The organism is Paraburkholderia sp. SEWSISQ10-3 4 (genome assembly GCF_030464785.1).
GTDB classification, from domain to species: Bacteria; Pseudomonadota; Gammaproteobacteria; order Burkholderiales; family Burkholderiaceae; genus Paraburkholderia; species Paraburkholderia aspalathi.
This window is the reverse complement of sequence record NZ_JALPRI010000001.1, coordinates 1,166,494-1,189,006: the sequence shown is the minus strand read 5'-3', so window position 1 is coordinate 1,189,006 and position 22,513 is coordinate 1,166,494. Positions and strand designations below refer to the sequence as shown.

Here is a 22,513-nt window from a genome sequence, read left to right as displayed (position 1 = left end):
TCTCGGGATTACGGAGCACAGCTATGCTTGCAGCTTATAGACTCAGCTCCTGTGCCATCCGCTTATGACCTACCATGCCATCACCGTCACGCTTGAAAACATCGATGGGATAGTCGCCGAGAAAGACAAATATGGTAGTAGAACAATCAGCACAGCCTTTAACGTAACGGTTGCAGGCAAACGCCAGTACGCTGTACAAATGCGCGGCGCGCCTCGACTTGAAAGCGGCATGGTCGTGACGGCGGTGCTGCGCGATACAGATAACTGGCAAACGCTCGTTGGATGGCTAAACCACTCCACCGGTGAGATTTGCGGCATCAATTCGCCCGAGATTTCCTTCTGGTGGTTTGTGGCTGGCATCCTAGTGTCAGCCCTGCTTTGCCTTAAATGGATACACGAGGCTCACAGCGGCAACGCCAGTGCGCGCGTCGTAGTATGGATTGTCGCGGTCGCAGCAATGAACGCTTGGACACTATTCTCCTGGCGGAGGTCGGCGAAGGTCTACAGGTTGCTGAAACCCTAAGCCTCGGTACTTACAAAGTCACGAAATCTTGAAGGAAGAATCGCTGCCATCGACTACCGCGCAATGCGGTAGTCGATGGCAGGAGAGAGAGGCCGCTTATTCGTCATTCATCTACGCCACTGCAGACCGTCGCCGGTAGTAGTCGCTTCGATCCAATCTTTCACCGCCTTGCGCCGCAATATGAGAAGCGCGCCGAGTCGGAGCCACACACAAAGGGTAATTAGTGCGATAGCCCACAATCCCAATTCTTGCAAATATGGGTGCCCGAATATAGTCCATAGAAGAAGAAAGGCCGCGATCCACTTAAGCAGGTCGTAAGCCCATCTCTTTCTCTTTATCCCATACACAAGCGCCAGCAGATTCGCCACAAGACTTACGAACACGGCCAGACAGCCTTCCCACGGCAGAGAGCCGGATTGAAGTAAGGCGATTTCTACCCAAGCCTCGCACAGGAAGGCGAGAAAGAATCCGATAAGTGAAACCCGAATGCAACGCGGCATTGCTGTCATAGCTATCTGAATTTTACGTTCTTGCAATAATCCATTCCACTAACGATATCGCTCCAACCCTGTTCAACACTCAGATATCGGCAATAGTTTTCCTTGTATTGATCTTCGTTGACTGGCGTGAAGCTACCTGGAACGGGGGTCCCCATAGGTATCAAACCGCTACCTGAAACACCCTTGTCGCTCAAACAGACGAACATCCCCTTTTGCGTCAATATTTCGTTGTAGGAGGAAAGCACGTACCCACTTCCAGTTCCGAGACTTGACCAATAAAGCGATGCACTAGCAACCGACGGAGGATTCGAGACTTGCAGCAGAGTTGTCATATAATTACCCAACCATATTTTTGTAGAGTTTATATATGGCTGAAAGGAAGATTGCAGGTCGGCAGCCAAGATGAGTCCACCAACTACTGCAGCGGCACCCGGGCCAATTTCTGCCCAAACAAGCAGCGTAACAGCGATCGTTCCAACCGCACTTATGACGGTCAGCACGTCTCCCGCCTGGACTTTTTTGTTCGGGTCTTTCCAATCTGTCGCAATTCGTATTAATGCAGACGTCGCGGCCAATCCGTTTGTCATGATACGTACTGGCTGCATCATCGGTGCCACATTTGATATTGTTGCCACGAGGTTTGTGCCATTTTGAATAACTGACAGCGAGTCATTTTGGCTATTTGCTGCGGCCATAAGCGCCTGATAAGTAGTCATCGAATTCGAACCGTTTTCGATGAATTTCAACACCATTTCCACTTTTGCCATTTTATTCAGCCTTTGACTCTGTATTCCACGGGGCAATTGAATTCACTGAGGAACTGACGGACGGTGCGATAGAAGGGCTCGACCCGACAACATAGCGATAATAGAGCTGCGTATTGCCTGTTTTTGGCCTGTACACCGTCTGAGCAATAAATGATTTTGTTTTTGTGAGCGTGACAGGCAGGACATCAATAATTTGCGAGAACCCCTTATCCGTCGCCACCTGAAGATTTGCCGCAATATCACTATTTGGGTCCTGAAAATTTATGATACGCACCCAAAATATCCATGTCCCGTCGTCGCGCCTCAATGCAGTCGCGCCGTTTGTTAAAGCATATCCGCGGAGCGGAGTGGCTGTAGTTTGGGGAGATGTGGGAGTCGCCTTTGCAATTTGAGACGTGATGCCGACAAGAGACAATGCACTTGTTCGCAAAAATAATCGTCTGGTAGTCATCGTGTTTTTATTTAGTTTGGTGGATACCACCATTTATGAATGTAGCTTTCACTACATTGAAAATGTATCGTCATCGACGATGCGATTGACATCAGACAATTCCGAAAAAACGGTTACTTCGGAGGGAGAAGCCAGGCAGATTGCGTGAAGTGCTACAGATGGTGAAGAGCACCTGGTAAGCTTTGTTGAAGGTGCGTGTACCGTGGCTTGTATGGCCGAGAAAAAGCGATGCAAGAAGGTGTGTTCAATATCGAAGACGCGTTTGGCGATTTGCGTGATCCACGTAGCCGCGCGCCGGCGTCAGGTGGTAACCCTCGATGGCAAGACGGCGCGCGACGCCCATCGCAGTGATTAGCGTGCGCTCCGTGATGCCGGCCTACGGCAATGACGTGAACGCGGTACTGGGACAGGTGTGCATGGCAAACAAAAGCAACAGGACCACAACGATTCCGGAGTTGCTCGAACCTCCAACGGGATTTCCTTCTGGGCGCCGAAAGCAGCATGGACTGGGTACTCAACATGATCTTTGGCGAAAACCACTGCCATGTGAGAGCCGCGTCTACAGCGCAGAACTTCACAATGTTGTGCCGTAACCTCATTGAAGCTGCTTAAGCGCGATACAAACACGAGCGCAGAACTGAAACTACGCCGCCCAAGGTCCGTGCCAACGGATCAGTGCGCGCCACAGCCTGATCGGCTTGTGAAGTTCATGGAATTGCCCAGACGCACTCCTCCATACGGCCGATCTGTTCGCGGTCGTATTCCGCGAAGCCGACGCATACCCCTTACTGAAACGCCACTTCCGCGAAGCTGCGCAACTTACGGCTATGCAAACGATGCAGGCCATTCATCCGCAATAACTCCATCGCCTTCACGCCGATCTGCAGATGCTGATCGACCTGCGCGCGATAGAACTGATCCGCCATGCCGGGCAGCTTCAATTCGCCATGCAAAGGCTTGTCCGACACGCATAGCAAGGTGCCGTAAGGCACGCGGAAACGGAACCCGTTGGCGGCGATCGTCGCGCTCTCCATATCGAGCGCGACCGCGCGGCTTTGCGACAGCCGCTGCACCGGCTCACGGTGATCGCGCAACTCCCAGTTGCGGTTATCCACACTCGCCACGGTGCCCGTGCGCATCACGCGCTTTAACTCGACGCCGTCCAGTTGCGTAACCTGCGCGACCGCGCGTTCCAACGCCACCTGCACTTCGGCGAGCGCTGGAATCGGCACCCACAGCGGCAAATCGTCGTCGAGCACGTGATCTTCGCGCACATAGCCGTGCGCCAGCACGTAGTCGCCCAAACGCTGCGTATTGCGCAGACCCGCGCAGTGGCCGAGCATGATCCACGCATGCGGACGCAGCACGGCGATATGATCCGTGATCGTCTTCGCGTTCGACGGCCCGACACCGATGTTGACCATCGTGATGCCGCTGCCATCGGCACGCTTCAGGTGATACGCGGGCATCTGCGGCAGACGCGGCGGCGCCGTGCCTTCCTGCGCCTGCTCGCCGAGATTTTCGTTGTAAGTGATCACGTCGCCCGGTTCGACGAACGACGTGTATTCACTGCGATAAGCGCGCAGTTCTTCGTCGTCGGTATGGGCCATCATCGTGCGGCCGAGTTTGACGAACTCGTCGATATAGAACTGGTAGTTCGTGTACAGCACGTAGTTCTGGCAATGCGTGGGTGAGGTGGCCGTGTAATGCTTCAGCCGATGCAGCGAGAAATCCACCCGCGCCGCCGTGAACAGCGCGAGCGGATGCGGCTCGCCCGGCAGCGGCTCATACGTGCCGTTGACGATCCGGTCGTCGAGCAGCGCGAGGTCAGGTGTATCGAACACGTCGCGCATCAGGAACAGGCGCTCGCGATCCAGATCGCCCTCGAGATGGATGCCTTCGGCGAAAGCAAAGTGAATCGGAATCGGCTGGTCGGACACGCCGACTTCGATCTTCACGTGATGGTTCTTCGCCAGCAGGCGCAATTGCTCGCGATAGTAGTTGCCGAACAGATCCGGCCGCGTAACCGTGGTCTCGAACACACCGGGGCCCGCGACGAAACCGTACGAGCGGCGCGAGTCGATATGCGTGTTGACTTCGGTGCGCACTCGGACGAACGGGTAGCAGGCGCGCACCCGGCGCTCGAACAGTTCGTTGCGGCGATAGCGCGCGAAGGCGTCGCGCAGGAACGAGGTGTTCGCTTCATAGATCGCCGACAGACGCGTGACGGCCTCGGCCGCGTCGTCAAAGGATTCGGTTGGGAAGCTGTTGGCGGGAGTCTGCACCGCGCGTTGATTGGTATCGTTGTTCATCTTCATTCGCCCCTATTGATGCGATGACATTACCACGGAACCCGCGATCGCCAAATGACCTCGCCACGCCTACCACAACTGCCGCAACAGCGGCCGCAAGATTGCGCGCACGTCGCGCGAAAGCGGCGCAAAATAAGGCGATCGCGCCCGTAGGCAAGGCTGGATTTGCTAGAATCGGGGCACCATATTGGAGAATCACCATGAAGCCGTTCCTTCCCGTCGCCGTTGCACTGGCCCTCGCCTTTGGCAACGCGGCGATGGCTGCCCAGCCTGTCGATGACACTCCGGCCCCCGGCGCGCCCCAGTCCGCCAATGAACGGGCCGGTCTGCCTGATCTGGAGAAGATCAATCGTCCGGCCGCCGAGGTCAGCTCGAAGGTCGAAATCAACGTCCCGCGCACGCCGAGCTTCTACGAACGCAGCGCTAACGGCACCGAAATCACCGAATACCGCGACAAAGGCAAGCCCGTTGAAATCAACGTGCATTCGAATCTCGGCACACGCTATCAGATGAGCGCGCCGCTCGACACGTCGCCCACCGTGCGGGACAACGGCCGCCCGAACGCGCGTTTGCCCTCGGTGAATCTGACTTATTGATGCATGCCGGGGCGGCGGCGTGATGTAAGCCGCGCCCGGATCTGCGCGGCCCGCGGGCGTCGCCCCGGGCTTTTAGCCTGCTTGCCGATTTTCAGCACCGCCTGCAGCATGGCGATACCGCGTTGAATTGTCACAGCGCTTGGCGACCCTGACGGGTGGCCAGGATTGGCAGGCAAGGTTCGCTGCCTGATTGAACTTGACCGCGTGACCCTGACCGCGCTTTCTGCAACGCATTTGCCACATCTCGCACTGGTCGCCTCGCGCCAGCCCGACTAACCTGATCCGACGTTTCCCGCATGGCTGTCTTCACCGCTGTCACCGAACCCCAACTAGCAGAATGGATGCGTCACTACGATCTCGGCGAAGTCGTCGAGTTTCGCGGCATTCCGTCCGGTATTGAGAACAGCAACTTCTTTCTGACGACGACGCGCGGTGAATACGTCCTCACGATTTTCGAAAAGCTGACGGCCGAGCAACTGCCGTTCTATCTCGATCTGATGCAGCACCTGGCCGCGCACCGCGTGCCGGTGCCGGATCCCATGCCGCGCGAAGACAGTGCGCTGTTCGGCACGCTGCACGGCAAGCCCGCCGCCATTGTGACCAAGCTCGAAGGCGCGCCGGAGTTGGCGCCGCAGATCGAGCACTGCGTCGAGGTCGGGCACATGCTCGCGCGCATGCATCTGGCGGGGCGCGATTACGCGCGCTATCAGCCGAATCTGCGCAGTCTGCCGTGGTGGCAGGAAACCGTACCGACCATCCTGCCGTTTCTCGAGGGGGCGCAACGCGACCTGCTGTCGTCTGAATTGGCGCATCAAGAGGCGTTCTTCGCGTCGGCGGATTACGCCAGGCTGCCCGAAGGTCCGTGCCACGCCGACCTGTTCCGCGATAACGCGCTGTTCGCGCATGCAGCGCCGGAATCCGGCCACGAGGTGCGCCTGGGCGGCTTCTTCGATTTCTATTTCGCCGGCTGCGACAAGTGGCTGTTCGACGTCGCGGTAACGGTCAACGACTGGTGCGTCGACCTCGCCACCGGCAAGCTCGACGAGGCACGCACCGAAGCCATGCTGCGCGCCTACCAGACCGTGCGTCCGTTCACTGTCGAAGAAAACCGCCATTGGGGCGATATGCTGCGTGCCGGCGCTTACCGCTTCTGGGTCTCGCGCCTGTATGATTTTCATTTGCCGCGCGCGGCCGAGCTACTCAAACCGCACGACCCCGGTCATTTCGAGCGCATTCTGCGCGAACGCCTGTCCGGCGTTGCTCTTCCAGGCATTCATACCTCATGCAACTGATCGAAGTCCCCGCGAAAACCGGCTATGTCTGGTTCCGGCAGGGTATCTGGCTGTTCCGCAAGAACCCGCTCGCGTTTCTGACGCTGTTCTTCACCTATCTGCTGGTCATGACGCTGGCGGCGCAGATTCCGGTCGTCGGCGGCGTGCTGCCGCTGGTGTTCATTCCGGGTGTCGCCGTCGGCTTCATGGCGGCGTGCCGCAACACCATCGCGGGCAAGCCGGTGTTCCCGACCATTCTGGTGGACGGCTTTCACTCCTACGGCCCCGCGGTCGCCAAACGTCTGCTGGCGCTGGGCGTTCTGTACGTCGTCGCGATGGCGCTGGTGCTGGCCGGCTCGGCACTCGCCGACGGCGGCATGCTGCTCAAGGTCATGCTCGGCATGGCTACGATGGATCAGGACGCGATCGCCAACAGCAATATCCCGCTGGCGGTGATCGCCGCGTTTGCGTTCTACATTCCCGTCGCGATGATTTTCTGGTTCTCGCCGGTTCTTATCGCGTGGCACGACGTGCCGCCCGTCAAGGCGATGTTCTTCAGTATCGTGAGTTGCTGGCGCAATCGCGGCGCGTTCATCGTGTTCGGCGCACTGTGGTTCGCGGTGGCGACCACGGTCTCGTTCGGCTTGTCCGCGCTGATGCAGGCGCTGGGCGCGGGTGACTTCGCATTCGCGATCCTGATGCCCGCCACGATGATCGTCACGACCATGCTGTATTGCTCGTTCTACGCGACCTATCGCGGCTGCTTCGGCGTGCAAACGCCGGAAGCACCGGACCTGCCGACCACGCCGGCGGCTTGAGCGCCGGCTAGACCGTTGCTCACGCGCGGGCGCTTTTTCGGCGCCCGTGGGGTTTCAATCCGGCGCACTGCGCGCTTTCGCGCTGGCGCCGTCCGCCCCCATCGCCTCGCCAAATTACCATCCGCGGTCGGCATCTCGCCTCGACTTGCGGCACAATGGTTTGCGCGCAATCGATTTGCACGCTCTTTTTTACGCGAGATGCAACATGACCCAGCGCCCCGCTTTGCCCTTCACGCTCGACGAGCAACTCTGCTTCGCCCTCTATTCGACCTCGCTTGCGATGACGAAGGCGTACAAACCGCTGCTCGACAAGCTCGGTCTGACGTACCCGCAATACCTGACGATGCTGGTGCTATGGGAAGCCGACGACGTCACGGTGAAAGACATGGCCGCGCGCCTGAATCTCGACTCGGCGACGGTCACGCCCCTGCTCAAGCGCCTCGAGGCGCAGGGCTACCTGGAACGGGTACGCGGCGTCGAAGATGAGCGGCTCGTCTATATCCGGCTCACCAAAGCGGGCACCGCGCTGAAGCGCCAGGCACGCGAAGTGCCGGCGGAAATCTTCTGCGCGACCCAGCAGACGCCGGAATTCCTGCTCCGTCTGCGTGACGATCTGACGCGCCTGCGCTCCACGCTCAACGATTACATGGACCACTAGTCGGCCTGTTTCAAAAGGCACGCTATCGGAGCGATACAAAAATTAGTTTGCACACAAATGATTTGTGTACTATCTTTATCACATGCCGCTTCGATAGCACTCCGCCAGAAAGGCGGCCAGACAGCGGCAAGCATGCAAACCACCCTGACAACCCGGATTTAGGAGCAGCACAATGAACATCCTCTACAAAGCAAGCGCAACCAGCACCGGTGGCCGTGACGGCCGTGCAGTATCGTCGGACAATGCATTGGACGTGAAGCTGGCAGCACCGCGCGAACTGGGCGGCACGGGCGCAGCGGGCACCAACCCTGAACAACTCTTTGCAGCGGGCTACTCGGCGTGTTTCCTGAGCGCGATGAAGTTCATCGCCGGCCAGCGCAAGCAGGCTTTGCCGGCTGACACGCAAGTCACGGCAGAAGTGGGGATCGGCCCGAACGACAATGGCGGCTTCGCGCTCGACATCGATCTGCGCGTCTCGCTGCCGGGTCTCCCTGCAGATGCAGCCAAGGAACTGGTCGACGCAGCGCATCAGGTCTGCCCGTACTCGAACGCCACGCGCAACAACGTCGCGGTGCGCCTGCAAGTCGCGTAAGCTCCGGCGGCTTGAACGAATTGCCAATGAATCGAATCTTGACGCGCGCGGCACAACCGGGCCGTCATGAACAACGCTCGTACCCTGCAAATCAGGTACGGGCGTTGTGCCGTTTGGCGGTGCAATAGGCATTCGCGGACGCGGCACGCAATGTGCGTGCATCGATCCGACCGATCATCTGCCATCGCGCGATTTCGCCGATAGCTCTGTTAGTCAACGCGCAGTTCAGTAATATCGTCGCCTGGCAGTCGATCATTGCGCCGGTCGATGCCAGACTGCGCAGCCCCTTACCCGACCCACGTTGCCAATGACACGCCTGCGGCGCCTGAACGACACCTTCGATACCGGTCTGGTCTGGTTTCGCCGCGACCTGCGCAGCACGGACAACGCCGCGCTCTACTACGCGCTCAAGCATTGCGTGCGCGTCTGGTGCGCGTTCGTATTCGACACGACGATCCTGCAACCGCTGAGCGACGCCTGGCAAACTCGCCATCCCGATACGCAGCCACAGGACCGCCGCGTCGAGTTCATTCTTGCTGCGTTGGGCGAATTGGACGAGGCATTGCGTGCCAAAGGTGGCGGGCTCATCGTGCTGTACGGTGATCCGGTCGATCTCGTGCCCAGGCTCGCCGACGAACTCAGCGTGGATGCGGTATTCACCAATCACGATTACGAGCCGGTCGCGATCGGGCGTGACGAGACGGTGCACGAGCGGCTTGCCGAAGCCGGACGCCAATGGCTGATGTTTAAAGACCAGGTGATTTTCGAGCGCGACGAGGTGCTGACAGGCCAGAACAAGCCGTTCACGGTGTTCACGCCATATAAGAACGCTTGGCTCAAGCAGTTGACGGCCTTCGATCTGAAACCGTATCCGGTCGAGGCCTACGCGAAGCATCTGGCAGCACTGCCGCCGAGGCTGGACCGCCAACTGCCGACGCTCGATCAACTCGGCTTCGCACCGAGCAATCTTGCGGAGCTCAACTTGCCCACCGGCATGAGCGGCGCGCAACGCCTGCTCGACGACTTCATGACCCGCATCGACAGCTATCAGGACCGGCGCGACTTTCCCGCCGTCAAAGGCCCCAGCTACCTGTCGATGCATCTGCGCTTCGGCACTGTCTCGATCCGCACGCTCGCGCGACTCGCGCACGAGATGTCACTGCAACCGGACGGGCAAGGCTCGGCCACGTGGTTGTCTGAGCTGATCTGGCGGGATTTTTACTTCATGATCCTCTCGCATCATCCAAAGCTGGCGGACGGTGCGTCGTTCAAGGAAGAGTGTGACCAACTGCGCTGGGAGCAAGGCCCGGAAGCGGACGAGGCGTTCGCCGCATGGTGCGACGGCCGCACAGGCTATCCGTTGGTGGACGCCGCGATGCTGCAGTTGAACCGCACCGGCTACATGCACAACCGCCTGCGGATGGTGACAGCGAGTTTTCTGGTGAAGGATCTGGGCGTCGACTGGCGACGCGGCGAGCGTTACTTCGCCGAACAATTGAACGACTTCGATTTCTCGGCGAATAACGGCGGCTGGCAATGGGCGGCATCGACGGGATGCGACGCGCAGCCGTATTTCCGGATTTTCAATCCGATCACGCAATCCGAAAAGTTCGACGCCGAAGGGCGCTTTATCAAACGCTACCTGCCCCAGCTCGCGAAACTGCCGGCCAAATGGATTCACGCGCCATGGTTGGCAGGCGCGGATCGGCTCTCGGAATTTGGTGTGGTGTTGGGCAAGGATTATCCCGCCCCGATCGTCGACCATGCCGACGCGCGTCAGCGTACGCTTGCCCGTTTCGGCAAGTAAGCGCCCGCTCACATTGATTTGATCAGGAACGTCCGGCGAAGACTTAGAGACGCGCCGTTTGCGGTCGCTGCTGGTGTTCTGGTGTCGCTCGTCGCACTGACGCTTGCATACAGGCAACGGGACCGCTGGGCTGGCCGAACTGCTCGAGCCCCAGGTAGCCTACGTGGCATTTACCGCGGTGTTGAATCAAACGCGCTGTGGCAATTGAATCCGGCTGTTTAAGCGTGCTGAGCCCTTCCAATAGCTCATAACAGCTTGGGCGCCTCACCCCAAACATCGGCGTTCTTCAATACGCGCCGATGCTTCAAACTCGCGCAGCTTAGTGCTGGGCCATCCACGCCGGATGACGGGTAGCCGCCTCACGGTCCAGCTTGCGCATACGGAATTCCAGATCGTAAAGATCGGTTGCCTCTGCGAGGAAGGCGTCAGCGCGTTCTTTCGCGAGTTGATCGGGCGATTTGGTCAGGAACAGAAACAGGCGGCTAAGCAAGTACATGGTCAACCTCGACAATGAGTTTAGGCGTTAACGCCTAAGGGATAACCCGTATTATAGGGAAAACCCTAGGAACACGCCAATACTCATTTCGAAGTGTTGCTCCAATGTCACCGCGCGCCCGCCGAAGCTTCTGTGGCGGTGCTTTCAGCGATGCGGCCAGTGCCCGTGCGACGTTGGTGCCTGAAAAAATCCCACACCATGGCGCTTGCGTCCGGACCTTTGGCGGAATGGAAAGGTACGGCGTCATCGCCACCACTCCAGGCGTGCGCGAGCCCCTGGACGCGGCACAACCGCACCACGCGCCGGCCGCCGCGCAGATAGTCGCGCATCACGACGCCCCCTTTACGCTCTTCCTTCACTTCGCCGGATTTGCGCGCGCCTTTCTCGTCGACGATCCGGTTCAGACGGAGAAACTGCACCGCCAACTGGTCCGCATTGACCGGCGCGACCACATGGTCGGTGTCGCCGTGGAGGATGATGGCCGGCATCCCCGGGTATTCAGCCACGTTAACGAGTTCGTCGACCAGCTCGGCAGGCTCGCGCCGCGCGCCGCGCCGCATCACGTCCATCGCCGTAATGCCGGAGCGGGCCTCGCCGAAAGCAGGGCCCGAATGCAGCGCGACAGCCGCAAAATGCTCCGGGTAGTTAGCGGCCAGAAGCGCCGTCAGGCCGGCCCCGGCAGAGATTCCGGCGACATAGACGCGCTCGCTGTCGAAGCCGTGCTGGGCAACCAGTGAATCCACCAGCGAGACGACCGCACGCGCCTCGGCACCGCCGGCGCTGTCGCTGGCGTCGTACCAATGCCAGCAGCGATGCGAATGCACATGCTTCGACTGTTCCGGATAAACCACGGCAAAGCCGAACCGGTCGGCGAGCACGTTCATCCGCGTGCCTTCGGCGAATTCGTCAATCGACTGGGTGCAGCCGTGCAACATCACGACCAGCGGCATCGCCTCGTGCGCATGGCCGGTCGGGATGTACAGCCCGTACTGAAGGTGGTTGACGAGCCGCCCAGGCGCGGTAGGCGCCGAATGGAACGAGCGCGTCCATGAACCGCTCGCCCATGCCGAGGCGCGCGGACGAACCCGTGATTCACGCGGAGCGGCGCGCGGCGCCTCGCGTTTCGCGGATGCGCGCAACGCGGCCGCTGGCTTGACCGGACGGGCCTTAGCCGAAGGTTTGGGAGTGGCGGCGCGTGCCGGCCGTGTGGGGGCGCGCTTGGTCGTTGCGTGAGTGTGCTCGGTTTGAATCGCGAGCAGCCGCTTAAGACCGCGCAGCCAGATTTTCGACAGACTTTTTGCCATCGGCGGGTAACCTCGCAAAAAGGGACAGGTGCCGTTCGATCGAACGACGCTTTGTTGTGCAACGCACAATAACACCAATCCTCATGCGATGCTGACGGCCTTGGCCTCTGCCGGATACCGAATTTTCCGCCCGGCGAACCTTGCAGCAGCACCAACGTCAAACCGTGGCAAAGCTTGTTCGCTAGCCAACACCCGCCACAAAAAGCCTGATGCGTGGCGAATCCCGCCCGCAGCACCCGTCTATACTGGCGGGTAAATAATGTCTGCCGACGCCTTTACCGCGTCGGCGATTCGCGCCGTTCGCGCGTTAAACCATTACCAACCCGATTCTACGCGGCCTTGGTCGCGCTTTTGCCATGCCCGATTTACCAGCCCATCTGTGGTATTCGATCACCAGCCTCGGCGGCGCCGGCATGACGCTGCCGCTCGCGTTCGCCATCGCGCTGTGGCTGGCGGTCGGCTACACGTGGCGCATGGCGGCTGGCTGGTTGCTGCTGCTTGGCGCGGCCATCGGCGTTGTGACCTTGACTAAGCTGGCCTTCCTCGGTTGGGGCGTCGGCGTGCGCGAACTGGATTTCACTGGCGTCAGCGGTCACGCCATGCTCTCTACCGCCGTCTATCCGGTCGCATTGTTCCTGATGTTGCTGCCGGCGCGTCCGGCGATTCGCCTGCTTGGCGTCTTATTGGGCTTAGCCGCGGGCATGGCGGTCGGCTTGTCGCGCGTCGTGCTGAGCGCTCACTCACCATCTGAAGCCGTGACCGGCTGCCTGGTCGGTGCGCTGGCGGCGCTGTTCTTTGTGCGCATGGCGTGGCATGCCGAGCCGGGCCGGCTGTCGGCGGCGCCCGTCGCCGCGAGTCTCATGATCCTCGCGCTGCTGATGCACGGTGTGCACGTGCCGACACAACGCTGGGTCACGCATATCGCGCTGAAGGTGTCCGGCCACGACCGGCCGTTCATCCGCGCCAAGTGGAGGGCCGTGCGCGACGTGCGTCCCGCCACAGCGCCGCTGTCGCAGACGCTCAACACGCTGACGCCGCCGGACTCGCCAGACGTCTGAAGCACGTTCAATCGATTTCCTGTTCAGCAACTGAAGCCAACGCCTGCCGGGCCGCGTTATGCGCGCGACTGAATAATCGTCATGGGTACCGCTATAACCTTTCATATATTACGATAGCGTTTTAACCCGCCGCTCCGGCCCACGCCGGACATCCAGCCTTCATGACACTGTCCCGCCGCCTTGTGAAACACGCGCTGTTCATCGCCAGCGCCATCTCCGTTGCCGTCAGCGCCAACGCACGTGCCGACGAACTGGTGGTTTCGGCCGCCGCCAGCCTGACCAACGCGTTCAAAGCAGTGAGCGAGGTCTTCGAACAGCAACATCCGGGCACCAAGGTGCTGTTGAACTTCGGCGCGTCCGACGTGCTGATGCAGCAGATCGTCAAGGGTGCGCCCGCCGACGTGTTCGCCTCGGCGGACCAGAAAGCGATGGACAAGGCCGCGGCGGAAAAAGTGATCGTTCCGGCTACGCGCAAGGACTTTGCCGCCAATTCGCTGGTGCTGATCGTGCCGACCGACAGCCATTTCGCGCCGGCCTCGCTGAACGATCTGACGTCGGCGAATGTGAAGCGTGTGGCCTATGGCGATCCGGCTTCGGTGCCGGTTGGCCGCTATACGCAAGGCGCGCTGCAAGCCGCCGGCGTGTGGGACGCGGTCAGCGCAAAGGCTGTGCTGGCATCGAACGTACGTCAGAGCCTGGACTACGTGTCGCGCGGTGAAGTCGACGCCGGCTTCGTGTTCAGCACCGATGCCGCAGTCATGCCGGATAAGGTCAAGGTCGCGATGAACGTGCCGACGCAAACGCCGATCACCTATCCGATCGCGCAAGTCGAAGGCAGCCGTCACGCGGCGGACGCGCAAGCCTTCATGAACTTTGTGCTCTCACCGGCCGGCCAGGCCGTGCTCGCGAAGTACGGCTTCAAGCCCGCGCATTAACCTGGGTACCGGACGCACATGCAACAGGCCTGGATTCCGCTCCTGCTGTCACTGAAAGTGGCGGGCTGGGCCACCGTGCTCAATCTGGTGTTCGGTGTCGCGGCCGGTTTCGGTTTGTCGCGCTGGCGCTCGGGCGCGCGCGACGTAATCGATTCGCTGCTCATGCTGCCGCTCGTTTTGCCGCCCACCGTGCTCGGCTACTACTTGCTGGTCGTGCTCGGACGGCGCGGCGTAATCGGCGGATGGCTCGACAAGCTCGATATCCAGTTGGTGTTCACCTGGCAGGGCGCGGTGATCGCGTCGACGGTGGTGGCGTTTCCGCTCGTGCTGAAGTCCGCGCGCGCCGCCTTCGAATCCGTCGATCCGCAACTCGAGCGGGCCGCGCGCACGCTCGGCGTGAGCGAAACGGCGGTCTTCTTTCGCGTGACACTGCCGCTCGCCGCCCGCGGCATTCTCGCAGGCGGTCTGCTGGCGTTTGCGCGGGCGCTCGGCGAATTCGGCGCGACGCTGATGATCGCGGGCAACTTGCCGGGACGCACGCAGACGCTTTCGGTTGCGGTCTATTCAGCTGTGCAGGCCGGCGACGACAGCACCGCCAATTTTCTCGTGCTCGTGACTTCCGTGACGTGCGTTGTGATCCTGTTGCTCGCGGGCCGTCTGGTGCCGCAGCACACGCTTCTGTCGTCCCGCTGATATGTTGCTCGCCGTCGACATCCGCAAGACCTTCCAGAGCGCCGAGCGCCATTTCACGCTCGACGTCTCGTTCAAGGCGACCACGCAGCGCGTCGTCCTGTTCGGGCCGTCCGGCGCGGGGAAGAGTTTGACGCTGCAGGCGATCGCCGGCTTGCTGCGCCCTGACGAAGGGACAATCACGCTGCACGGCAACGCGTTGTTCGACAGCGCGCGCGGCATCGATCAGAAACCGCAGGCACGCAAGATTGCGTATCTGTTTCAGGACTACGCGCTGTTTCCACATCTGAACGTGCGGCAGAACATCGGCTTCGGATTGCAGCAGGGTTGGCTCAATCCGCGCGCGCGAATCTCGCACCCGCAAGTCGATTACTGGCTCGACGCGCTCGAGTTGAAGAGCGTGGCCGGTAATCATCCGGCGCAGCTTTCGGGTGGACAGAAGCAGCGCGTGGCACTGGCGCGGGCGCTTGTCGCCGAACCTCGCTTGTTGCTGCTGGACGAGCCGTTTTCCGCGCTAGATAGCGCGCTGCGTCAGCGTATGCGCAGCGAACTGTCGGACCTGCAAACGCGGCTCGATATTCCGATGGTGTTGATCACGCACGATCCGGACGATGTCGCCGCGTTCGGCGATCAGGTCGTGCAGGTCAGCGATGGTTGCGTACGTGAGAACCATCCGTTTGCTGGGTACGAGCGCAGCGTGCCGTAACCGCAGCGCGCCTGCTCACTCAATCCTTCACACCAAGAATCACGCTCGATGCCTTGAATACAGCAACCGCGGTCCCGCCTTCCACAAGCCCAAGCGTATCGACGCTTTGATTCGTGACGACCGCGGTAATCACCGCGCCGCCGTCCAATAGCAGCGACACCTCCGCATTGACCGCCCCGCGCTTCACACTCTGCACCGTGCCGCGCAACTGATTACGCGCGGACAACTTCAGCGGCGCGCCACTTTCATCCTCCACGAGCAGCACCACCCAAGATGCCTTGATCAGCGCAAACGCCGCCGCCCCCACCGCGAGGCCCAGCGTCTCGGTACTTTCATGCGTGACTACGGCGACGATCGTATGGCCACCTGGCAGCGCCAGCGACACCTCATCGTTGACCGTCCCGCGGATGATCGCCGACACCGTGCCATATAGCTGATTGCGCGCGCTCGTTTTCACGCCGATGCGGCCGATCAGATCCCAATCCGTGGCAAAGCCTTCGATAGCCGCGCCAGCGCGTTCGAGAAAACGCCGATGCTCGCGTTCGACCGCCCGAAACGTATCGATCAGCTTCACGGCGCGCGGCGTGAGTATCGTGCCGCCACCGCCTTTGCCACCGGTCGAGCGCACGACGAGCGGCTCGCCAGCAAGATTGTTCATCGTGTCGACAGCGTCCCACGCGCCTTTGTAGCTCATGCCGATGGCTTTCGCCGCGCTCGTGATCGAACCGGTTTCGCCGATCGCCGCGAGCAGCGCGATCCGTGACGCGCCGCCGAGCGTTTGCGCGCCTGCCTTAAACCAGACTGAGCCGCCAAGTTCGAGGGCTTCGTGGGACGGATCGATGCGGTCGGATGTCATGGCGGCAGGGGGAGGTGGGCTAGAAAAGGACAGCGAATCATTATAGCGACGCAGGTGTCCGTCGGCGGATGGGCACGCTTTCGACCCCGAAAGCGGATAGGTGGGATACTCACCTTGAAGGTTTGAGCACTCCGTCGCTTACATTTTTCGGCAGGGCCAGCCGCACGCCTGGGCAGTCCGCCGCAACGTCAACAAGGAGCAAGCCAGTGAACATCGATCTATCCGGCAAGACCGCCATCGTCAGCGCGTCCACGGCGGGCATCGGCCTCGCCATCGCGACCGGCATCGCCGCAGCGGGTGCGGAAACCATCGTCAACGGCCGCAAACAGGAAGCGGTAGACCGCGCCATCGAAACGATTCTCAAGACTGCGCCGAAAGCAAAGCTGCGCGGCTTCGCCGGCGACCTCGGCACGCCCGAAGGTTGCGCGGCGCTCTCGAAAGCCGTGCCGCACGCAGACATTCTGGTGAACAACCTCGGCGTGTTCGGCCCCGGCGATCTCTTCACCACCACAGACGACGACTGGGAGCGCTACTTCCAGGTCAACGTGATGTCAGGCGTGCGGCTTACGCGCCATTATCTGAAAGGGATGATCGAGCGCAAATGGGGCCGCGTGGTGTTCATTTCATCGGAATCGGGGTTGAACATTCCGCCGGACATGCTCGCCTACGGCTTCTCGAAGACCGCGCAGTTGAGCATCGCGCGCGGGATTGCCAAGCAGGTGGCGGGCAGCGGCGTAACAGTGAATTCCGTGCTGCCTGGACCGACCTTGTCGGACGGCTTCCGCGCGATGGTGGAAGACACCGCCAGGCAGCAAGGCAAAACCGTCGAGCAGGTTGCCACCGAGTTCGTACGCGAGCATCGCAGCAGTTCGATCATCCGGCGCGCGGCCTCCACTGAAGAAATCGCGAACATGGTCGTCTACGTCTGCTCGCCGCAGGCTTCGGCGACCACCGGCGCGGCGCTGCGCGTGGATGGCGGGGTAATCGATACGATTGCGTGACAGGCACCGCGCTTTCTGGCGACGTGGGGGGCGCGGGCGGGGGGGGGGGGGGGGGTGGGTTGGGGTGGGCTCCCGCCGGGGGGGGGGGGCCCCCCCCCCCCCCCCCGCCGCCCCGCCCCCCCCCCCCCCCCCCCCCCCCCCCCACGTCTCGCATTGAGCGCTTGCCCAGCGGGCATTCAAAGCGCGTACTGCGCGATCCCATTACCGAACGACCAGTTCTCCTTCAGCACCTCGACGAGATTGATGAACACATCCTCTCGTCGCAGTCCAGGCGACTCCGCCAGTTCATCCGCCATGCGTTTGTACAGCGCCTTCTTTTGTTCGAGCGTGCGGGTATTGTTAAACGTGATCTGAATCACCACGAGATCGTCGCTGCGTTCGATGTTCAGATACTGCTTGTCGTACACGAAGTTGCCGGCTTCATGCTCGGTGATCAGCATGAAGATGTCGTCTTTGGGCACATTGCACGTCTCCACCAGCGAACGCTGGATGCTTTCCGTCAGCGCCTTCCGATACTCCACCGGCTTGCCAGCGCGCAATGCGATTCGTGTGAGCGGCATGATGAAACTCCTTGGTTGCAGTGATTGGGTAAACACAGCTTAGGCGCGCTCAGTCATAATGAACAGCCATCTTTGGCTATTTCATCCATATTCAACTGAAATGAAAGTCCTCGATCTCGATGCGGTGCGCGCCTTCGTGCTGGTCGCCGATCTGCACAGCTTCACGCGGGCGGCGGACGCGCTCAATACCACGCAATCGGCCGTCAGCCTGAAGCTGAAACGGCTGGAGGCGCATCTCGGCAAGCAGTTATTGGAACGTACGCCGCGTGTCGTGCGCCTCTCCGCGGACGGCAACGCCTTCCTTGGCGCGGCCCGCGATCTGCTGAACGCGCATGAGCGGGCGCTGGGTTCGTTGTCCGTGGAGCGCCGGCGGCTCACGCTGGGGCTGAGCGAGCACGTCGCGGGAACGAACTTGCCGCACTTGCTCGCGCGGCTCAACGCGCACGATCCGGGTCTGGTGGTCGAATTGCATCTGGGCATGTCCGCGGCGCTGCTCGCGCAATTCGATGAACGGCGCCTCGACGCAGTGATCATTCGCTACGGTGCCGATGAGCCGCCGCGTGAGGACGCACAGGTGCTGTTCAGCGAGCCGCTTGGCTGGCTCGCTACGCCGGAATGGCTGCCGCGCGTCGGCGAGCCGTTGGGGCTGGCGCTGTTGAGTCCGCCGTGCAATGTGCGCGACGTCGCGCTGCACACGCTGAATGAGGCGGGGCTTGCGTGGCAGGAAGTGTTCGTCGGTGGCGGAGTGGCTGCCGTCGGCGCCGCGGTCGCGGCTGGTCTGGCGGTATCGCCGCTGGCGCGCAGAGTGGCGCCGCGTGGATTGGTCGATGTCGGCGCACGGCTGGGCTTGCCACCGCTGCCGGAATCACGCGTGACGCTGCATTCGCGCGTGAGGGATGCGCGGTCGATGGAGACGTTGCGGTTGGTGACGAATGGGTTGGCAACACAATGACAAAAAGACTTCTCGCCCTGAACCATGAATAAAGTTCGCCGGCTTTCGCTTAAGCTGGAAAACTAACCATTTCATTTAAAAGTAGATCAGTGGACCTCGACCCCCGACAAACCGCCGCCGTCCGCGCGGTCATCGAAACCGGCAGCTTCGAGCAGGCCGCCGTGCGCCTGAACGTCACATCGTCCGCAGTATCACAGCGTGTGCGGGCGCTCGAAACGCGCCTGGGTAATCCGCTGATCGTGCGCACGCGGCCCTGTCGCGCGACGCAGATGGGCCAGCGTCTGTTGCAATACCTACGGCGTGCCGCCCTGCTCGAAGACGACTTCGCCAGCGATCTCGCGGGCGCCAACGAAGCGCTGCTGAACGTCGCAGCCGCCGTCAACGCCGATACGCTGTCCACGTGGTTTTTCCCCGCGCTCTCCGAGATCCTGCTGCAGGAAAACGTGCTGCTCGATCTGACCGTCGACGACCAGGATCACACTCACGCGCTACTCGCCTCAGGCCTCGCAATCGGCTGCATCACCACCGAACCGGCGCCAATGCGCGGCTGCTTCGCGGAACGGCTCGGCGCGATGCGCTACCGGCTGGTGGCGTCGGCGGCGTTCGTCGAACGATGGTTTCCAAATGGCTTGACGCGTGAAAGCGCGCGGCGCGCGCCGGTCATCCTGTCCTCACGCAAAGACGCGTTGCAGGCGCGCTTTCTCGAGACACGCTTCGGCCTGCCGCCGGAAGCTTATCCATGCCACTACGTGCCTGCGCCGGTGCCGCGCTACATGGCAATCCAGCGTGGGCTCGCTTATGGGATGGTGCCCGAACTGGAATTCGGCGATGCCGTCGAGCGCGGCGAACTGGTCGATCTTGCGCCGAAGCAGCCCACCGACGTCGAGCTGTACTGGCACGCCTGGAAGGTCCAGTCGCCACGCCTCGAAAAGCTCTCGGCGCGCATCGTCGAACTCGGCCGCACGGCGCTGGGTCCGCCGGGCGCCAAGGCCAAACGCAAACGCGCCGCCTGAACGGAACTGAACAGAACAGAACAGAAGGTCAGTGGAGGATCGGCGGCAACGAACCGCTGCTGGCGGTCGCCGGATTAGCAGGCGCGGCGGCCGCGGGACTCGCCGCTACGTTTGCGGCCTTGGCAGGCGCGTTCGTATGGACCACGGCCGGTTTGGCTGCGCTGGTTTTCGCCGCCACATTGACCACTTTGGCATGCGCTGCATGGCCTTGAACCAGGTCGGCGTGCATGATCCGGCCTTGAGCCGGCTTCGCTTGAGCGAGTTTTGCGTGCGGCTTCTTACCCTGCGCCACTACCGCTGCCTTCGACTTAGGTTTGCCCGCGCCCTTCACCGCGCCACTGTGGCCAGCATTCCTGGCGACGACCTTCTTCACACTGCCATGCGCTGCCGGCTTGGCACCACTCTTCGACGCCGACGCGACCCGTTGCTCCCCATGTTGACCGCTCGCCGCGTGCTTCGAACCCGCCTTCGCGCCGGCGGTAGACTTGACCTTGGCCGTACCCGCCGTTTTCTTTGCATGCTTCGCCGTATGCCCGGCCGATTCGGGCGGATTCCACACTTCCGCATAACCCGCGGCCATTGCCGCACCCGACACACACCACACTGCAACTGCCGTTGCTACTGCTCGAACCCACATCTCCTGCTTCTCCTGATCTTCGACTTCATAACGAGCCGGGATTATATTCTCTTGCAAAAATCCATTTTTAGACTAATATCAACAACAAGTACAGATAAGGACTCACCCCATCATGGCTCACGCCGCCCGCGTCACCCAGCCCGAACCGCCCATCCGCCGGCCGGTTTCGGAACCCACGCTCACGGAAATGTCGGCGGCAGGCCTGCGCGCGTTCTTCAACATCGCACGAGACTGGGATTTGAGCGCCGAGGAGCAGATCGTGTTGCTCGGCTCGCCAGGCCGTTCCACCTACTTCAAATGGAAATCCGCGCCGGGCACAGCGCGTCTGGGGCGCGACACGCTGGAACGCCTGTCGCTGCTGCTCGGCATCTATAAGGCGCTGCAAATCCTGCTGCCGCAACCCAGCGCCGCCGACACCTGGATCAAGCGCCCCAACAGCGCGCCGCCGTTCGGCGGCCGCCGCGCGCTGGACCGCATGCTAGCCGGTAACATCAGCGATCTCGTGGCCGTGCGCCAGTATCTCGACGCGATGCGAGGCGGCTGGGCGTGACAGAACCGCATTGGCAGCACCGCTGGCGCAGCGCGCCGCTCGACTGGTCGCCCGCGTATCGCGTGATTCCAACGCGCTTTCCGGCCGTCAATCTGTTCGACCGGGTCGCATCGCCCGAAGATTTCGACGCCCTCTACGCGCTCGAAGCGATGACCAACGACCGCCTGCGCACCGAAGTCGGCGAACTCGATCTCGTGCCACGCGAGGAGCGCCGTTTCGGTCCGGGCTACGGGCCGATCATGGCCGCACTGACACACCTGAATCCGCTCGGCAGCCGCTTCTCGGACGGCACGTACGGCGTGTTCTATTGCGCCCGTTCGCGTGCCACTGCGATCGCGGAGACGCGCTACCACACGGGGAAATTTCTGGAGGCGACCGCCGAGCCCCCCATGCGGCAGCAGATGCGGCTCTACACCGTCGTGGCGCAAGGCAACGTGGTCGACATCCGCGGAGATGCATCGCTCGATCTCGCGGTGCTGTCGCCCGACGACTATGTCGCCGGGCAATCGCTAGGCCGTGCCGTGCGCGAGGGTGGTGCGCCGGGCATCGTGTATCCATCGGTGCGGGATGACGAGGGCGAGTGCCTCGCCGCGTTCAGAACCACGCTGCTACGCGACTGCCATCATGCGGCGTATCTGGAATACAACTGGAATGGCACGAGCATCGATATGGTGTTCGAGCTCAACCAAGTAGGCTAGGAGCCAGGAGACTCGAAACAATCAGGGCAAGGCCAGCGCCGCCGCCCCGCTCTCCCGCGCCGCCTCCACCGAGATCGACCAGCGCCGCAACGCCTGCGGCTCCACGATGGTCAGCTTGCCGCCGGGCCCAAATGCGCCGGTGTCGATGAAAATCTGCGAGCCGATCTGCTGGATGTCGCGCATCGGCGTATGACCGCAATAGGTCAGCGAAAGCCCATGCTGGCGCAGCGGATCGCCATTGCCCAAGGCCAGATCCCGCCCCCACAGCAATTGCTGGCGCGTTTCGGCGGAAAAATTCCCGGCGTCGAGTTCGGCGTCCGTGCCGAAGAATTCGGCATGCAAAATATTGAAGCGCTCCTTACCGCTGCCGACCACGCGTACGAGCGGCAGCGTCCGCAGACGTTCGGCGTAGTGCTGCAAACGTTCGTCGGACAAACTTGCCGCCCATATCCCGCCGATTCCGTACCACCACTGGCGCCGCAAGCGCCCATCGGCGACGCCGCACAAGGTGTCTTCATGATTGCCGAGCACCGCGTGAAACCACGGCTTGTCGAGCAGGGCCAAAGCCTCCTCGGAATGTTGACCGCGGTCTACCAGATCGCCGACCGAAAATAGCCGGTCACGCGCCGGATCGAACGCGATGTCGCGCAGCAGATAGCGCAGCGCATCGACACAGCCATGCAAATCGCCCACGACAAAGTCGCGGCCGCTCCGATTGGCCGGATGATGCTGAACGGTGTTGACGAGTACGGAATCCATTCG

25 protein-coding genes are annotated in these 22,513 nt (G+C 61.5%); 16 read left to right on the top strand and 9 right to left on the bottom strand.

All coding sequences use genetic code 11. The annotated features are described in order from the left end of the window. Window positions 1-64 precede the first annotated feature (64 nt). Window positions 65-523, top strand: coding sequence for a hypothetical protein (locus tag M0D68_RS05320; protein WP_093634989.1), 459 nt, complete (start codon window positions 65-67; stop codon window positions 521-523). Between the two features lie 511 nt (window positions 524-1,034). Here M0D68_RS05320 and M0D68_RS05315 read toward each other — a convergent pair. The 3 genes from M0D68_RS05315 to M0D68_RS05305 form a co-directional block, all read right to left on the bottom strand. After that, on the bottom strand, window positions 1,035-1,790 hold the full coding sequence (locus M0D68_RS05315) for a hypothetical protein (RefSeq protein WP_200650896.1): 756 nt from the start codon (window positions 1,788-1,790) through the stop codon (window positions 1,035-1,037). Between the two features lies 1 nt (window position 1,791). After that, window positions 1,792-2,274, bottom strand: coding sequence for a hypothetical protein (locus M0D68_RS05310; protein WP_200650897.1), 483 nt, complete (start codon window positions 2,272-2,274; stop codon window positions 1,792-1,794). A gap of 752 nt (window positions 2,275-3,026) precedes the next feature. Further along, window positions 3,027-4,553 (bottom strand): AMP nucleosidase, encoded by a 1,527-nt coding sequence (locus M0D68_RS05305; protein WP_054034928.1) that lies wholly within the window; start codon window positions 4,551-4,553, stop codon window positions 3,027-3,029. Window positions 4,554-4,753: 200 nt separating this feature from the next. On the opposite strand from M0D68_RS05305, the gene M0D68_RS05300 reads away from it, so the two are divergent. From M0D68_RS05300 to M0D68_RS05275, 6 genes are all read left to right on the top strand, one after another. Then, complete coding sequence (locus M0D68_RS05300) at window positions 4,754-5,149, top strand: hypothetical protein (RefSeq protein ID WP_200570572.1); 396 nt, start codon at window positions 4,754-4,756, stop codon at window positions 5,147-5,149. Window positions 5,150-5,445: 296 nt separating this feature from the next. After that, window positions 5,446-6,441 (top strand): homoserine kinase, encoded by a 996-nt coding sequence (locus tag M0D68_RS05295; protein WP_200650898.1) that lies wholly within the window; start codon window positions 5,446-5,448, stop codon window positions 6,439-6,441. Then, a complete protein-coding gene (locus M0D68_RS05290; RefSeq protein ID WP_093634984.1) occupies window positions 6,432-7,238 on the top strand; it encodes a BPSS1780 family membrane protein in 807 nt (268 codons plus the stop codon). The genes M0D68_RS05295 and M0D68_RS05290 overlap by 10 nt, the downstream gene beginning before the upstream one ends. Window positions 7,239-7,443: 205 nt before the next feature. Next, a complete protein-coding gene (locus tag M0D68_RS05285) occupies window positions 7,444-7,896 on the top strand; it encodes a MarR family winged helix-turn-helix transcriptional regulator (RefSeq protein ID WP_093634983.1) in 453 nt (150 codons plus the stop codon). Window positions 7,897-8,068: 172 nt separating this feature from the next. Continuing rightward, the gene (locus tag M0D68_RS05280; RefSeq protein WP_093634982.1) at window positions 8,069-8,488 is read left to right on the top strand and encodes an organic hydroperoxide resistance protein; all 420 of its coding nucleotides are present in this window, start codon (window positions 8,069-8,071) and stop codon (window positions 8,486-8,488) included. A gap of 307 nt (window positions 8,489-8,795) precedes the next feature. Then, entirely contained in the window at window positions 8,796-10,295 is a 1,500-nt protein-coding gene (locus M0D68_RS05275) for a deoxyribodipyrimidine photo-lyase (protein ID WP_200617381.1), read from the top strand. Window positions 10,296-10,614: 319 nt separating this feature from the next. On the opposite strand, the gene M0D68_RS05270 is transcribed toward M0D68_RS05275, so the two are convergent. Both M0D68_RS05270 and M0D68_RS05265 read right to left on the bottom strand, forming a co-directional pair. After that, a complete protein-coding gene (locus M0D68_RS05270; protein ID WP_093634980.1) occupies window positions 10,615-10,791 on the bottom strand; it encodes a DUF3563 family protein in 177 nt (58 codons plus the stop codon). A 107-nt stretch (window positions 10,792-10,898) separates the two neighbouring features. Further along, window positions 10,899-12,095: a PHB depolymerase family esterase gene (locus M0D68_RS05265; RefSeq protein ID WP_266223922.1), complete on the bottom strand. Its 1,197-nt coding sequence runs from the start codon at window positions 12,093-12,095 to the stop codon at window positions 10,899-10,901. A 356-nt stretch (window positions 12,096-12,451) separates the two neighbouring features. Here M0D68_RS05265 and M0D68_RS05260 point away from each other — a divergent pair, with 356 nt between their 5' ends. From M0D68_RS05260 to M0D68_RS05245, 4 genes are all read left to right on the top strand, one after another. Further along, entirely contained in the window at window positions 12,452-13,153 is a 702-nt protein-coding gene (locus M0D68_RS05260) for a phosphatase PAP2 family protein (protein ID WP_093634978.1), read from the top strand. A gap of 161 nt (window positions 13,154-13,314) precedes the next feature. Then, complete coding sequence (gene modA / locus M0D68_RS05255) at window positions 13,315-14,088, top strand: molybdate ABC transporter substrate-binding protein (protein ID WP_154557921.1); 774 nt, start codon at window positions 13,315-13,317, stop codon at window positions 14,086-14,088. An 18-nt stretch (window positions 14,089-14,106) separates the two neighbouring features. Continuing rightward, window positions 14,107-14,781 (top strand): molybdate ABC transporter permease subunit, encoded by a 675-nt coding sequence (gene modB / locus M0D68_RS05250; protein ID WP_211705655.1) that lies wholly within the window; start codon window positions 14,107-14,109, stop codon window positions 14,779-14,781. A 1-nt stretch (window position 14,782) separates the two neighbouring features. Then, window positions 14,783-15,484, top strand: a complete 702-nt coding sequence (locus M0D68_RS05245) for a sulfate/molybdate ABC transporter ATP-binding protein (protein ID WP_211699769.1) — start codon at window positions 14,783-14,785, stop codon at window positions 15,482-15,484. Between the two features lie 19 nt (window positions 15,485-15,503). Here M0D68_RS05245 and M0D68_RS05240 read toward each other — a convergent pair whose 3' ends face one another. Then, window positions 15,504-16,340 (bottom strand): TOBE domain-containing protein, encoded by an 837-nt coding sequence (locus M0D68_RS05240; RefSeq protein ID WP_211705656.1) that lies wholly within the window; start codon window positions 16,338-16,340, stop codon window positions 15,504-15,506. Between the two features lie 206 nt (window positions 16,341-16,546). Here M0D68_RS05240 and M0D68_RS05235 point away from each other — a divergent pair, with 206 nt between their 5' ends. Then, window positions 16,547-17,341 (top strand): SDR family NAD(P)-dependent oxidoreductase, encoded by a 795-nt coding sequence (locus M0D68_RS05235; protein ID WP_266223921.1) that lies wholly within the window; start codon window positions 16,547-16,549, stop codon window positions 17,339-17,341. 176 nt (window positions 17,342-17,517) lie between these two features. On the opposite strand, the gene M0D68_RS05230 is transcribed toward M0D68_RS05235, so the two are convergent. Further along, window positions 17,518-17,901 carry a tautomerase family protein gene (locus M0D68_RS05230; RefSeq protein ID WP_200617393.1) on the bottom strand — a complete coding sequence of 128 codons (384 nt, stop codon included), beginning with the start codon at window positions 17,899-17,901 and terminating at the stop codon, window positions 17,518-17,520. Window positions 17,902-18,001: 100 nt separating this feature from the next. Here M0D68_RS05230 and M0D68_RS05225 point away from each other — a divergent pair, with 100 nt between their 5' ends. Then, window positions 18,002-18,853: a LysR substrate-binding domain-containing protein gene (locus M0D68_RS05225; RefSeq protein ID WP_266223920.1), complete on the top strand. Its 852-nt coding sequence runs from the start codon at window positions 18,002-18,004 to the stop codon at window positions 18,851-18,853. A gap of 89 nt (window positions 18,854-18,942) precedes the next feature. Then, window positions 18,943-19,866 (top strand): HTH-type transcriptional regulator ArgP, encoded by a 924-nt coding sequence (locus M0D68_RS05220; protein ID WP_093634970.1) that lies wholly within the window; start codon window positions 18,943-18,945, stop codon window positions 19,864-19,866. Window positions 19,867-19,894: 28 nt separating this feature from the next. Here the strand turns inward: M0D68_RS05220 and M0D68_RS05215 are convergent, their stop codons facing one another. Then, complete coding sequence (locus M0D68_RS05215; protein ID WP_200617397.1) at window positions 19,895-20,503, bottom strand: hypothetical protein; 609 nt, start codon at window positions 20,501-20,503, stop codon at window positions 19,895-19,897. Window positions 20,504-20,615: 112 nt separating this feature from the next. Between M0D68_RS05215 and M0D68_RS05210 the strand changes: the two genes are divergently transcribed. Both M0D68_RS05210 and M0D68_RS05205 read left to right on the top strand, forming a co-directional pair. Beyond that, window positions 20,616-21,053: an MbcA/ParS/Xre antitoxin family protein gene (locus tag M0D68_RS05210; RefSeq protein ID WP_054034811.1), complete on the top strand. Its 438-nt coding sequence runs from the start codon at window positions 20,616-20,618 to the stop codon at window positions 21,051-21,053. Then, window positions 21,050-21,751: an RES family NAD+ phosphorylase gene (locus M0D68_RS05205; protein ID WP_093634968.1), complete on the top strand. Its 702-nt coding sequence runs from the start codon at window positions 21,050-21,052 to the stop codon at window positions 21,749-21,751. Before M0D68_RS05210 ends, M0D68_RS05205 begins: the two co-directional genes overlap by 4 nt. Window positions 21,752-21,772: 21 nt before the next feature. Here M0D68_RS05205 and M0D68_RS05200 read toward each other — a convergent pair whose 3' ends face one another. Next, entirely contained in the window at window positions 21,773-22,510 is a 738-nt protein-coding gene (locus M0D68_RS05200; protein ID WP_167378394.1) for a metallophosphoesterase, read from the bottom strand. Window positions 22,511-22,513: the final 3 nt, after the last annotated feature.